This is a genomic window from Paraliomyxa miuraensis (genome assembly GCF_026337845.1).
Taxonomy (GTDB): domain Bacteria; phylum Myxococcota_A; class Polyangia; order Nannocystales; family Nannocystaceae; genus Paraliomyxa; species Paraliomyxa miuraensis.
Map to the genome: position 1 here is coordinate 1 of NZ_JAOVZF010000139.1, position 13,065 is coordinate 13,065.

At 69.6% G+C, this 13,065-nt stretch carries 11 protein-coding genes and 1 tRNA gene; 3 read left to right on the plus strand and 9 right to left on the minus strand.

The window, feature by feature from the left end; translation table 11 throughout:
- Positions 1–80: 80 nt before the first annotated feature.
- Entirely contained in the window at positions 81–782 is a 702-nt protein-coding gene (locus OEB96_RS07525) for a sterol desaturase family protein (RefSeq protein WP_266214785.1), read from the minus strand.
- Positions 783–867: 85 nt separating this feature from the next.
- Between OEB96_RS07525 and OEB96_RS07530 the strand changes: the two genes are divergently transcribed.
- Positions 868–2,610, plus strand: coding sequence for a hypothetical protein (locus OEB96_RS07530; protein WP_266214786.1), 1,743 nt, complete (start codon positions 868–870; stop codon positions 2,608–2,610).
- Positions 2,611–2,620: 10 nt separating this feature from the next.
- Here OEB96_RS07530 and OEB96_RS07535 read toward each other — a convergent pair whose 3' ends face one another.
- Positions 2,621–3,409, minus strand: coding sequence for a hypothetical protein (locus OEB96_RS07535; protein WP_266214787.1), 789 nt, complete (start codon positions 3,407–3,409; stop codon positions 2,621–2,623).
- A gap of 59 nt (positions 3,410–3,468) precedes the next feature.
- On the opposite strand from OEB96_RS07535, the gene OEB96_RS07540 reads away from it, so the two are divergent.
- Positions 3,469–3,550 (plus strand) — tRNA-Leu (locus tag OEB96_RS07540).
- A gap of 24 nt (positions 3,551–3,574) precedes the next feature.
- Here OEB96_RS07540 and OEB96_RS07545 read toward each other — a convergent pair.
- The 3 genes from OEB96_RS07545 to OEB96_RS07555 all read right to left on the minus strand — a co-directional run bounded on the left by OEB96_RS07545 (position 3,575) and on the right by OEB96_RS07555 (position 6,412).
- Positions 3,575–5,035, minus strand: coding sequence for a monooxygenase (locus OEB96_RS07545; protein WP_266214788.1), 1,461 nt, complete (start codon positions 5,033–5,035; stop codon positions 3,575–3,577).
- Positions 5,036–5,138: 103 nt separating this feature from the next.
- The gene (locus OEB96_RS07550) at positions 5,139–5,792 is read right to left on the minus strand and encodes a hypothetical protein (protein ID WP_266214789.1); all 654 of its coding nucleotides are present in this window, start codon (positions 5,790–5,792) and stop codon (positions 5,139–5,141) included.
- 119 nt (positions 5,793–5,911) lie between these two features.
- Positions 5,912–6,412: a TrmH family RNA methyltransferase gene (locus tag OEB96_RS07555; RefSeq protein WP_266214790.1), complete on the minus strand. Its 501-nt coding sequence runs from the start codon at positions 6,410–6,412 to the stop codon at positions 5,912–5,914.
- A 262-nt stretch (positions 6,413–6,674) separates the two neighbouring features.
- Here OEB96_RS07555 and OEB96_RS07560 point away from each other — a divergent pair, with 262 nt between their 5' ends.
- A complete protein-coding gene (locus OEB96_RS07560; RefSeq protein ID WP_266214791.1) occupies positions 6,675–7,112 on the plus strand; it encodes a hypothetical protein in 438 nt (145 codons plus the stop codon).
- A gap of 89 nt (positions 7,113–7,201) precedes the next feature.
- Here the strand turns inward: OEB96_RS07560 and OEB96_RS07565 are convergent, their stop codons facing one another.
- The 4 genes from OEB96_RS07565 to bufB all read right to left on the minus strand — a co-directional run bounded on the left by OEB96_RS07565 (position 7,202) and on the right by bufB (position 13,050).
- Positions 7,202–9,232, minus strand: coding sequence for a flavin monoamine oxidase family protein (locus OEB96_RS07565; protein WP_266214792.1), 2,031 nt, complete (start codon positions 9,230–9,232; stop codon positions 7,202–7,204).
- A 25-nt stretch (positions 9,233–9,257) separates the two neighbouring features.
- Positions 9,258–10,964 (minus strand): alpha-keto acid decarboxylase family protein, encoded by a 1,707-nt coding sequence (locus OEB96_RS07570; RefSeq protein WP_266214793.1) that lies wholly within the window; start codon positions 10,962–10,964, stop codon positions 9,258–9,260.
- 314 nt (positions 10,965–11,278) lie between these two features.
- On the minus strand, positions 11,279–12,091 hold the full coding sequence (locus OEB96_RS07575) for an HvfC/BufC N-terminal domain-containing protein (RefSeq protein WP_266214794.1): 813 nt from the start codon (positions 12,089–12,091) through the stop codon (positions 11,279–11,281).
- Complete coding sequence (gene bufB / locus OEB96_RS07580; RefSeq protein WP_266214795.1) at positions 12,088–13,050, minus strand: MNIO family bufferin maturase; 963 nt, start codon at positions 13,048–13,050, stop codon at positions 12,088–12,090. Before bufB ends, OEB96_RS07575 begins: the two co-directional genes overlap by 4 nt.
- Positions 13,051–13,065 lie beyond the last annotated feature (15 nt).

The window sequence follows — 13,065 nt, forward strand, 5'->3', positions numbered from 1 at the left end:
GCTTCGGAAGGGGACTCACGCGCTCAGCAGCCCGGCGTCGTGAGCGGGCGGACTGCCTACCGCAAGCGCTTGTTTTAGGCCTAGCGCGGGCCGCTCGTCTCCCTGGGCCCGGTCACCAGCGTCCCCAAGAGCCAGTCCCACAGCGGGATCAACATCGAGAAGTTCCCGTGATGCATCACGGCCCACGCGTGGTGCCGCCGGTGGTGACGCAGCAACCATCCCAGCACGGGCACGCGATCGAGCGGCCCGCCCACGCGCAAGTGCGAGGCGAGGTGCACCAGCTCGTAGGCGAGGTAGTAGAGCACCGCCACCGCGTAGTAGACCAGCGCAGCCTCGGTCCCGAGCACCAGCCACCAGGGCACCGTGAGCAGGGGAGCGAGCACCCAGCCGATCGCCGCGGCCTCGCGCCAGGGCATCATCACCATGTCGACGTCGTCGATGCTCTCGATCTCGGTCTGGCCCTCGCGAAACACCATGTGGTGGCATCGCGTGTGGAGGTCGTAGAGCAGCCCCAATCCGCGCATGGGATGGTGCATGGGAAAGCGGTGACTGAAGTACACCACCGACGCGCCCACGAGCACTGCCCCCACCGCCGCCCCGAGCGCCTTCCAGCCCCACGGGCCCGCGTGCCACAGCGCGAGCACGGCCGGTACCAGCGTGACCGCCATCACCTGAGCGATGCGCGTGGATCCACGGTACCCCGGCGCCCGTAGCCGTCGCCACACCGCACGGCGCTCGGCGAGCGTGGGAGCCTCGAGGATCTCGCGGTAGGAGGCCGGCACGCGATCAGTATCCCCCACTCCGCCCGACTCGACCGCCCTTCGCGTCACGTTTTCCTGTTTCGGCCGGCGGGCGTAGGCTCCCCGTGTGCGCACCAACCCGCGGCCGCGCCTCGCCCAGCTATGGCTCCGCGCCCAGCCCTGGGTGCCGGTGATCGCGATGCTGGTGTGCCTGCCGGCCCTGGTCAACGGGATCGAGCTCGACGACCTGTTCCACGCGGCGCGAGCCGACGACCCGCTGGCGCTCTCGACCTCGGCCTTCACCTTCTTCGGCGAGCACGGCCCCCGCACGCCGTTCGTGCCCGACGGCGATCTGCCCTGGTGGTCCGAGCCGGGGGTGAAGCTCGACCTGATGCGCCCGGTGGCCGCGCTCACCCACCTGCTCGACTACTCGGCGTGGCCGCGCCTGCCTTGGCTGATGCACCTGCACAGCATCCTCTGGTACGGCCTGCTGGTCTTCCTGGTCCAGCGGCTCTACCACGCGCTGACCGGCGATCCCGCGCGCGCCGCCCTGGCCGCGCTGATCTTCGGCCTGTCGCAGGCCCACGCGATGGACGTGGGCTGGCTGTCGGCCCGCAACGCGATCATCGGCGCCACCTTCGTCACGGCCGCCTTGCACCTGCACCATCGCTGGCGCGCGCAGGGGTTCGTCCCGGGCGCCGTGCTGGCGCCGCTGACGTTCGCGGTGGCGCTGCTGTCCAACGAAGGCACGGTCGCGGCCGGCGGCTACCTCCTGGCCTACACGCTCGTGCTCGACCGCGGCCGGCGACGCTTCTGGTCGCTGGCGCCCTACGCCGTGGTCGCGATCGCCTGGCGCGTGGCCTTCGAACTGCTGGGATACGGCGCCGATCACAGCGGGATGTACCTCGATCCCACCTCCGACTCGGCCAACTACGCCGCCCGCACGGTCACCCAGGCCGCCCCCATGCTCGCCGCCCGCCTGGGCCTGGCCGTGCTCGACCCGCTGGCCTCGATCCCGGGGGCCGACCTGGTCGCGTTCGTGACCGCGATCCCGTTCGTGGGGCTGCTTTGGTGGCTGGCTCGCGAGCGGCTGCGCGTGGACTTCATCACCCGCATGTGGGGCCTCGGCCTGCTGCTGTCGTGCTTCACCGCGGGCACCTCGGTCCCCACCGATCGCGGCCTCGTCATCCTGAGCCTGGGTGGCTGCGCGTTCGTGGCCGATCTCATCCCCTGGCTGCGCCGCGAGGGCGAGAGCCGGGCGCACCGCTTCGTGGCCGGGGGGCTCGTCGCGCTGCACCTGGTGATCTCACCCGTGCTGATGCCGCTGCGCGTGCGCAGCAGTGCGTGGGTCCACGGCCTGGCCGAGCGTGCGCTCGCCAAGCTCCCGCGCGGACCCGAGGTGGTGGATCACACGGTGGTGCTGGTGAACGCCCCCAGCGACCTGGTGATGATCTACGCGCGTGCGCTCGCGGTGCACCGCGGCGAAGGCGAGGTCTTCCCCGCCCGTGTGCGCTGGCTCTACGCGGGCCCCTCGGCCCTCACCGCGACGCGCATCGGGCCCAACACCATCGAGCTGCGCACCGAGGATCGCCCCTGGCTCGCCGCTCCGCTCGACCGCATGTTCCGACGCGACCTCCGCTTCCACGAGGGCCAGACGTTCGAGTCCGCCTGCATCACCACCGAGATCGTCGCGGTCGATGCCGGTGTCGCGCCCGGCATCGCGCTGCCCACCGCCGTTCGCTTCTCGCTCCACGACGAGCGCCCCGGCTGTACCTTCACGATCATGGCCTGGACCTCCGATGGCTTCGCCCCGTGGGCGCTGCCCGAGATCGGGCAGTCGCAGCGGCTCGAGCCCGCGGTGCTGATGTAGCGCACCGCGACTACTCGCCGGGCGGAGCCGCCCCCGCGCCGTCGGGCCCGACCTGCGGATCGAACACCCGCGCCTTCTCGTCCTCGCTCAGCGTATCGTTGAGGATGATCTCCACCTTGGCCGTGGGCCACTGCCCGCTGACCGCCGACACCCGCACGCGGTACTGCCGGCCGTGCACCAGCAGCCGTGCCTCGTTGTTCCACCAGCTCCACGTCTTCACGTTGGCCTCGGGCTCCTCGATCTTCGGCTCGCCCGGAAGCTCGAGTCCCACCTTCCTCAAGGCCACCCGGGGATCGAAGTCGCCCGTGCCCGGGAGCCCCTCGAACGCCACGCCGGCCACCTTGCCGTCCTCGAACACGATCTCGATCGTCTTGAAGGTGCCGGTTCGGTCCGAGTACACCTGCCACGCAAAGCGGCACTTGAACCACGTGCGCCCCTCGGGAAGGTAGCGCACGCAGGTGTCCTTCATGCGTCCCTTGGAGTTGGGCAGGTGCGGCCCCAGGAACGCCTCTGCCTCGGCGGGGTCCCGACCCAGCATCTTCGTCAGCGGCAGCGGAGCGTCGTCGAGCACCTTGCCCAGCGGCTTGCCGTCCTCGTGCCGGCTCGGCACGCCGCTGGGGGCCGGGGGCGCACTGCCGTCCGGGACCGCGGCGGCGCCGTCCGGGGACGCCGGAGCCGGCGGACGGTCGCTGTAGGGGTCGCCGCCCGAGCAGGCCAGCAACGACCCGCCGAGGACGGCCCCCACGGCCAAGGACGTGAAGCGAAGCGGTCGCACCCCCCAGCGAAGTGGTCTCGGCATGATGGACCGGAGGGTACCTCGACCCCGCGCTCCCGTCCGCGTACCATGGGCCGGTTCTCGCGAGCCTGGCGAAATTGGTAGACGCGCTGGATTTAGGTTCCAGTGCCGAGAGGCGTGGGGGTTCGAGTCCCCCGGCTCGCACCCTCGCGCGCCAACGACGTCTGCCTACAGCCCCACGCGTACCGCCACGCCCACGCCGGCCACGCACATCTCGTCGAGCGTGGCCTCTCCGAGCGTCACGTTCTGCGGCTCGTCGAGTCCCACCTCTTCGAGCGCCTCGACCACCGCGGGGTTGTCGAGCGTGTTGTCGTAGGTGCAACGCACCCGCACCACGTCGCCGCTCTGCACCTGGAACGCCTGATCGATCGGCACGTCGTACTCGTAGCCGCGCTGCCAGTTGAAGTCCCAGTTGGGGGTCTGCACCAGGCACAGATCCTGCCCGCCGCGCAGCACCGAGGTCTTCATGTCCACCCCCACCTTGTGCATGTGGTTCAGGATCGAGAACACCCGCACGTCCACGTTGCCGATGTTGGGCACCGCGTACTCGATGATCTCCTCGTGGCCGGTGGCCCCGGCCGGGATCAAGAACGGCGACGTGGTCGAGCTGCCGAAGCCGGGAGCGCCGATGAGCTGGAAGTCGGCGATGTAGGTCGGCGGCGTGGTGCTCCAGCGCAGCGCCAACGCGCTGGAGTCGTCCGTCTGGGGCCCGGTGACGGCCGCGTGATAGTGATAGTTGAACACGATCCGCGCTCCCACCGGCAGTCGGATGCCCACCCCCTCGGGCGTCTCCGTGGGCAGGTTGCCCGGCGTCCATGCCCCCACCATCTGCACGTTGGACACGCCCGCTCCGCCGCCGCAGTTGGTCGAGATCCCGCCCGGCCAGCTCGCCGAGGTCCCGTCGAGATCCACGTAGATCACCACGTGGTGAGCGATCGCTGCGTTTCCGGGGATCACCTGCATGCCGTCGAGATAGACCTCCTGCGTGTGGCCGGGGTCGAAGCTCAGGCAGTGGAAGAAGTCGAGGGTCGAGCCCTGTGCCTCGATCTCGACCGAGCTGCCCATGCCGATCGTGGTGGTGGGATTGGCCAGGTCGAGCGAGGGCGGCGGGGGAATCGGCGCCGCCAGGGCCGGGTCGCCCTCGGGCGCACCAAGGGCGGACCAGTCCTGCAGCAGCTGGATCTGCTCCTCGGTGATGCGCGCGTCGTGCTTGAACGCCGCCGGCGGCTGGCACTCGTCGGTCTCCACCGCGTGCCAGGGCGGCATGATCCGGGCCTGGGCTTGCAGCGCCATGATCGGCGCCAGCGGGCGCGTCTGCTCGTAGTCCTCCATCGGATAGGGCCCGATGCCCCCCGTCGTGTGGCAGGTGGAGCAGTGCTCGGCCACCAGCGGCGCGATGTCCTCGTGCCAGTTGGGCCGCACGTTCTCGCTCGACGTGTCGTCGGCCGTCGCATCGGCCGTGTCGTCGGTGCCGTCGGCCGTCCCCTCACCCGAGGCGGTCTCGGGGGTGGTGGTGGGTGCCGTGCCCTCGCTGGTACCGGGACCGCTCCCGTCCGCCGGTGCGTCGTCGCCTCCGCACGCACTCGTCACCATGCCCACGACCAACCATGCCAACCCCCGCGCCTTCATGCGGCCCACTGTACCGCAGCCGGACCCGCGGCGGTTGCGACCGCGGCCGCCGGCCGGGTGACGCGGCTGCGCTCCCGATCGGGCCGGAATGGAAGTGGCCTCGTCAGCGACCGCCGGCCAGGGTGGCGGGGTCGCGCAGCCCCGCCGCCGCGCGATGGAGCTCGAGGTCGAGGCTGAACAGGTGGTCGTCGACGGTGAAGACCAGGCGAAAGCCATCCTCCTCCACCCGGGTGAGCAGCCCGCGGCTGTCGAGGTGCACGCGCTTGCGCGGAAGGCTGCGCCACCAATCCGAGCGACGGCTCTGCACTCGCAGCTCGTGCTCCAGGGTGAGCGGGGCCGGGGCCTTGCTGCCGCGCGGGGCCTGCCCCAGGCGCGGCGTCGCGTGCAGCACCAGATCCACCTCGAGCTCGCCCGCATCCAGGCGCAGGGTCTGTTCGACGGTCGCGTTCATGCCCAGCAGCGTGGTCACCACCGGCTGCGACAGCAGCTTGCCCTGCGTGTCCGTCTCGGGATCGGGCGCGGCCACCTCGAGCTCGGAGTCGGGGTAGAGCCGCAGCGTGGCGCGAAGCTGCACCGCCTGTGGGTTGGCCAGCTCGGGCGAGAACTCCTGCGGCGGAGCGTCGCCCACCAGCTGCGCCACGTCGCCCTTGCCCACCCGCACCTCGGGGGGCGGCGAGAAGTCGACCGCCTCGGTCACCACCAGCACTGCGCCGACGGCCAGACCCAGGTAGGCGTTGCGGCGAAGCCAGCCGAGCATGCGTCGGCCCAGCGCCCGGGACGACGCACGCCGTCCGGACTCGGGCTCGGAAGAGAGGGAGGGTTCCTCCGTCACGCGGGGACGCTGGCACGCGCCCCGAAGGCCACGCAAGAAATCGGCTAATGCGGAGCGACGGGGTCTGCGCCGGGCCCAAAGCGCAGCAAGTACGCCGCCACCCCGAGCGCAACCGAGACGTTGAGCGAGTCCTTGATCCCCACCATGGGCAGGTGGATCACCCGCTCGCACAGATCGACGATGCGCGGGTCCACCCCCGAGACCTCGTGTCCGAGCACCAGCACCACCGTGTCACCGCTGGCTCGCAGCTCCGCGGCCGCACGGGCGACCGACGGATCGAAGATCGACACCGATCGTGGTCCTCCCTCCAGCGCCCATAGCCGTCGGCCGGCCGCGCACAGCTCCCCCGCGGCCGCGCACGCGTCGAGGTGCCGCGACCATGGCACCGAGCGCTCGGCTCCCAGCGCGGTCTTGGCCAGCTTGGGGTGCTCGGGAGTGGGCGTGACCCCGCCCAGATGGAGGTGGGAGACGCCCGCCCCGTCCGCGGTGCGAAACATCGATCCCACGTTGCGAAGGCTGCGAATGTTGTCGAGCAGTGCTTCCACTCGTAGCCTCGACCCATCGCTCGGTTCCGGAGCCGAGGCTTCCGCCCTCGGGAGGGATGCATCGGGGGAGCTCACCCCGTGGGTGACATACGCCGCATCGACCCACTCGGTCGGTGCTCGGCACAGGGGGCACGTCGACCCCAGGGGGCTGCCATCGGTCACCGGAAAGCGCAGCCCGCAGTCGGGGGCCGTGCAGCGACGAGCGCGGTACTGGGAAGGGGTCTCTTGCATGGCCGGACGGGCGAGATGCTACCCTGCCTCGGTGGCCTACCGTGACGACCGGCAAGCGCTGGAGCTCCAGCTCGCCGAGCTCACGCGGGAGAACGGGGAGCTCCGCGACGAGCTGGCCGAGGAGCGCGCCAAGGCTCGTGCGGCCCGGGCCGAGGATCGCGAGCGTCGCCACGACTCGGTCGGCCGCAAGTGCACCGTGTGCGGCGGCGCGCTGCTGCCCGTGGCCGTGTTCGCCGGGCGCAACGATCGGCAGCCCCTGCCCCTGCGCATGAGCACGCTGCGCTTCGTCAACCCCTCGGGCGGCTTCACCCATGCCGCGCCGATCCTGGCCAAGGCCTGCACCAGCTGCGGCTTCATCCACCACTTCATCGACATGCACGCCACCACGGCCGACGACGCCCCCGACTGGCCTCCGCCCGAGGTGGCCGTGCAGGCCTCCGCCCGCGGCCACGAGCCCGACGACGAGTGACGCTCGCCGCTCGCCGTGGCCGTGCCACAGCGACACCAGCCACATCGACCACCCGACGAGCGAGCCGACAATCCGTACGGCACCCGGGCCTACCGCTCCGGGCAGATGAAGGGATACTCCTTGTCGTCGATGATCGGCACGATGCCGAAGAAGTCGTTCAGCACCGACTCCGCCGTGCAGTACGCTCCCTCGACCCACGCTTGGTCGTTGGAGAAGGCCTCGCCGACGATGAAGATCTCGGCGTCGACCTTGGGCACGAGCTGCGAGGGCTTGCGGATCTTCCGCTGCACGTCGCCGATGTCGAAGTGCGGCGCCCACTCGTGATACCCGGCGTTGAACGGCGGCAGCGACCAGTCCATGTACGCGGCCTCGAGCGGCTTGGGCACCGCGGTGTAGCTCGAATTGGGCCCGTAGTGCAGCTCGGCCAGCATCCGGCGCAGCATCTTCGTCATGCGCTCTGGCACCGCGCGCGGACCCTCGAGCGGCTGGAGGTCCTGCGAGACCGGCTTCTCGCGCTGCTTCTTGGGCCCGAGCTCGAGCTCGCGCCAGAAGGCGGTGTTGTCCTCGTCGTCGTAGCTGGCGAGGATGCCGTAGACCTTCTTGCGCTTCGGGTCCTGATCGCGCGCGTTGTTGCCGAAGTAGACGACCATGCGGATCGGCGAGTTGGTCACGCTCGGGCCGATGGTGTCGCGCCGGGCCGCCGCGCCGAGCTGCTTGGTCTGGGCGATGGTCAGCGGCGTCTCGGTGATGGCCTCGATCGCGGCGACCAGCGCTTCGAGCGTCTCGAACGGCACGTAGTCGACCGTCTCGCTCGCCATCGCATGGAGGACCTTGGGGGGGAACTTCTTCGTCGCGAGCGCCGCGATCACGTGCGGCGTGACCTCGTAGCCGGTGATCTTTGCGGGGTAGGGCGCGGGATTCTCGGCGTCTGGCGCCCACCAGGCGTGGTCGAAGAACATGCCGATCTTGTACGAGGGCTGGAGGATCGCGGACTCGAGGTAGAGCGAGACCCTCTCTTCGTTGAGCACGTCGGTCGCCTTGGGATGCCGCTGGTAGCGCGTGGCCTGGGCCACGAGATCGATCGCCGCCGGAGGCATCGCCAGCCAGGCCGCATCGGCCTCGCCGTGGCCCGCGGCGTGGTTGGGGTGCTTCCGCGAGGCGTAGGTGAAGGCCGCCTTGCCGCCCTTCCACAGGATCGAGTGCAGGCGCGTGTCGGGGTGGTAGCGGAACGTGATCCCCTTCTTCTTGGCGAGCGCCAGGATGGCATCGAAGAGCTTGCTGAACATGCCCGAGTAGCCGATCGACAGCGTGCGGTACTGGGTGCCGGGCGTGAACTCGTTGTTGATGTTGAACGACACCCCCGCGTGGGTGTTGATGACGTTGGAGCTGTAGCCGTTGCCGTCGGCGGCGTACTCGTAGCCCTCGCTGCCGAGCTGGTCGTAGAGCAGGTTCCAGTAGCCGATGTCCTCGAGCCGGTCGCCCTGCTGGAACACGCAGGTGTCGGGTAGCCGAGCCGTGATCGTCCCGGTGGCGTAGAACTCACACCACTGCTTGCGAGTCATGGGCCCGCTCACCGCGAGGTTCTCGACGATGGAGAAGCCCTGATCGGGCGTCGTCGAGGCCCCGAAGCCGCTGGCGGCGTACGGGGCGGGATCGTTGGACGAGATCTCGTTCAGGTAGAAGTTGCGGCTCCGCAAATAGAAGAGCTGGTCGTTGGTCACGTTGAACGGCACCGAGAGCTCGTCCAGACCCAGCATCGAGATCACCTTGGTGACCACCCGGTGGCCCGGCGCCAGGCCGCCGTTGGCATCCTTGGCCTTGCTGTTCCAGTAGGAGTAGCGCATGCCGCCGAGCTCTACGTAGGAGCTCTGGGGGTCGTTCTGGTAGAACCACGTGCACACGCGCGCTCCGGCGGATCGCGTGCCGGAGTACAGCTTGGACCCCTTGACGAAGTCGTAGCGCCCCCAGTCGTAGAGCTCGAGCACGTCGCCCCTGCGGAGCTGCTTGGACGCGAGCCCCTTCTTGTTGGGGTCGAGCTTGCCGTTGAGCAGGCGCCAGGCGGTGTAGAGCCCAGCCGCCCCCGCCCCGAAGATCGAGTAGTGCTTGTTCTTGTCCGTCATGATGGTCCTCCGAGTGCCTTCGTTGCTATGGGAGCCCGAGCCGGCGCATCTGATCGGGCAGGTCCTTCTCTGGAATCACGACCTCGACCAGCACCGGCTTGCCCTTGACGTCCTTGATGCGCGGAAGCGCGGCCTCGAGCTCGGCGATGGTCTCGACGCGCATGCCGACCGCACCGAACGCCTGGGCGAGCGCCAGATAGTCCCACTTGGGCAGCACGTCGAAGGTGTCGAACTCGTGCTGGGGACCGGGCTCGAACGCGCTCAGGTCCACGAACACCTGCTCGATGGCGTAGACCTGGTTGCTCATCACGAAGATCACCGCGTCGAGCCCGTTGCGCGCCAGTGTCGACAGCGACTGACAGACCTCCATGAAGCCCCCGTCACCGGCCACCGTGAAGGCCCGCTTGCCGCTGCCGAGCTGGGCACCCGCGGCGGCCCCCGTCTCGAACCCGATGATCTGCCACGCGGCCGAGGACAGGAAGCTGTTTCGAGCCAGGCCGCAGGCGTTGGTGGCCACGTAGAGCGCCGAGCTCACCCCGAAGGTCCACACGATCTCGCCCAGCAGCTGCTGGTCCTTCAGGAACGCGAGCGTGTGCTGGAAGAACCGGTTGTAGGTGATGACCTGCGGGTGCGCGTCGTACTTGGGGTCGGAGTTGCGGGTCCAGGGCTCGGGCTGCGGCGGCGCCTCGACGGGGAGCGGATACCCCTTGGTGGCCTCGAAGCGCGCGAGCAGGGCCTCCATGAAGTCCTTCATCCGTACGCCGGGGTACGGAAAGTAGCCCACCCGCACGCCCGCGCTCGTGGCCAGGACCATGTTGGCGTACTTGCTCTCGATGAAGTCGACGTAGTCGTCGGTGATGATGGCGCCGAGCGTGAGCACGCAGTCGGCCTCCGCGACCACCTTGCGCACCGACTCGACCGAGGCCACGTCGGAGTAGGTGCCGATGTGCTTGGGGCCGCCCTCGTCGAGCACGGTCTTGCCCAGGGTGGTGGTGGTGTAGAGGTAGCCGCTGGCGTGGATGAGCTGCTGCAGCAGCGGGGACAGCCCGAAGCGGAGCACCTCCACCCCCGCGAGGATGAGCGGCTGCTTGGCGGCGGCGAGCTGCGTCCAGGCCTGCTCGACCGCGTCGGCGAGCTCCTGCGGGGGGCTGGGCAGGGCCCGCGGCTGCAGCGGTGCTTCCGGTGGGCGCCGGCAGGGCTGGCCCCACACCTCCTTGTAGCAGGCGATGTAGACCGGTCGCCGGTGGGTGATGGCGTCGACGAGCAGCTCGTCGATCTGGTCGGCGGCGCCTTCGTTGGTGGAGAGCGTGATCGCCTTGACGGTGACCTTTGCGTAGACCTCGCGATCGGCATCGAGGTTGCCCGTGGAGTGGTGATAGAGCACCTCGTACATCTCGGTGATCTTGCGCATGTCCGCCCCGGGGGTGGCGCTGATCACCACGACCGGGCTGCGCTCGACCCATGCGCCCGCGATTGCATTGAGCGCGATGAAGGTGCTCACTCCGAATTGTAGCGATACCGCCCCGAGTCCACGCGTGCGCGCATAGGCGTCGGCCGCATAGGCTGCATCGAGCTCGTTGATGGCACCGATGGCATCGACCCCGTCGAAGTGCTCGAGCGCCTGCGTGAAGTGCTTGACGTAGTCGCCGGGGATCTGGAAGACGTGCCGGACCTCGAGCTGCTGCAGACGGGTGAGCAAGTAGTCGGCGACGGTGAATGAGCCCTGGGTCATGGTCGTGCGTCCTCGGTGGGCTCCGGAGGCGGAGCACCACGGATGCGAGTGTCGATCACCGAGTGACGTCGGAGCTCACGGCACGATGGGGCGACGCGAGCGAGCCAACGAGATTACCAGCACGCAGCTTAGATCGAATCGTCGACGCGAGTCACTTCAAATTCGATCGCAACACGCCACGCGAGGGATTTCACTCCGTTTCGTCCGATTTCGAAGTGTTTCATTCGCAGCTCGGCTGGCCTGAATGCTCGCGGCATGGTTCGTCCACCCCATGCGCGAGGATCTTCCTCGTGGGTCGGAGTACCGATCGCTTCCTACGCTCGGCGTGCGACGAAGAAGCCTGCGCGGATCCACGGTCCGCGAACCTGCGTGGTCCAAGAGCGCCAGACCTCCTCGAGGCTCCGTCCCCGAGCGTCGGCAATCCGGGCGAGGGCCTCGGTCACGCTGGCACCGCCTTGCATGAGCCTCAGGAGCTCGAAGTGCACGGCGGTGATCGGGAAGCTGCTGGTCAGGTAGTCCTTGCGGGCGATGGCCACGTAGCTGGGTCGCTGCGGCGGGAGCGGGGGATCGCGGCCGTCGCGGACGGCGTGGTAGTAGGCCGCGACCTCGAAGCGGCTGGCGACGAGGGCGAAGCAGGGCTGGAGCGTGAGCGCGGCGTCGTCGATCGCCAAGGAGGGCCAGGGGTGGCCCTCGTGGCCGGGTGCGTCGTAGAGCCGAAACAGGGCGTGCTCGTAGCGGGCGAGGTCGACCATGAAATCGACCCAGACCTCGCGTGCCTCGGGGGGCTCGTCGCGATCGGGACGATCGTGCTCGAGCCAGTCGGGGAAGCGGTTGCCGAGGTCATAGAGGCTGTGGCTCTGCGACGGGCACTCGCGCAGGTATTCCCGCGCGAAGTCGGCGAACAGCTCCGGGCCAACGGCGTGTCGGAGCGCGGGGAATTGCTCGGCGAGGCAGCTTTGGAGGCGCAGGATGTAGCTGCGCTGATAGACGTGCAGGCGCGCGCGGGCGCCGAGGCGCGGGGAGTCGAGGAGCTGCTCGGCGCATGCATCGGTCGAGGCCTGGTCCGCACCGACGAGGGCCGCGAAGAACTGCGCCTGCACCCGCTGGAGCGGCTTGCGGGTGCTCATCCGACCTCCTCGCGTTGCTCGTGCAAGCGGACGCCGGCCATGACCGCGGGCACCAGGAAGTCGACGGGCGTGGAGGGGCGCTCGGCCTCGGGCTCGGCGAGCACCGACGGGGCGGGCATCGGCGGGCGAGCATCGTCGATGTGCTCGCGGGCCCGCAGGACCTCGGCGTGCACGCGATCGAGGGCGGGCACCTGCCCATCCCACTCGAGCAAGGTGGCGGCGCCCTCGCTGCGTTGCCAGGCGTGGGCGAAGAGCGGCCAGACCTCGGGGCTCACCGGGCGATCGTGGGTGTCGACGATGTGCGTCTCGCAGTGCTGGTGACCGGCGAGGTGGAGCTGCACCACGCGCTCCCAGGGTACGCGCTCGAGGTAGTCCCAGGGATCGGTGCCGGCGTTGAAGCACGAGACGTAGACGTTGTTGACGTCGAGCAACAGACCGCAGTGGGTCTCGTCGCACAGCGCCCGCAGGAACTCGGCCTCGTGCATGGAGCTGCCGGCGAAGCTGACGTAGGTGCTGGGGTTCTCGAGCACGAGCGGGCGCTCGAGGATGTCTTGAACCACGCGTACGCGGGCCGCCACGTGGGCGAGGGTGTCCTCGTGCAGCGGCAGCGGCAGCAGGTCGTGGCTGTTGTGGCCGCCGATGCCGGTCCAGCACAGGTGGTCGCTGACCCAGCGCGCGTCGAGCTCGTCGGCCAACGCCCGCAGGCGGGCGAGGTAGGGGCGGCGCAGGGGGTCGGTGCTGCCGATCGACAGCGAGACCCCGTGCAGGACCACGGGGTAGCGCTCGGCGATGCGGCGGATGACATGGCGCGGACGACCGCCGGAGTCCAAGAAGTTCTCCGAGATCGCCTCGAACCAGTCGATCGCCGGCCAGCGCTCGAGGATCTCGCCGAAGTGGACGTTGCGCAGGCCCACGCCGAGGCCCAGGCGCGGGAGCCCGGCCAGCGCGGGGCTGCGCAACGTATCGTCGCGCTC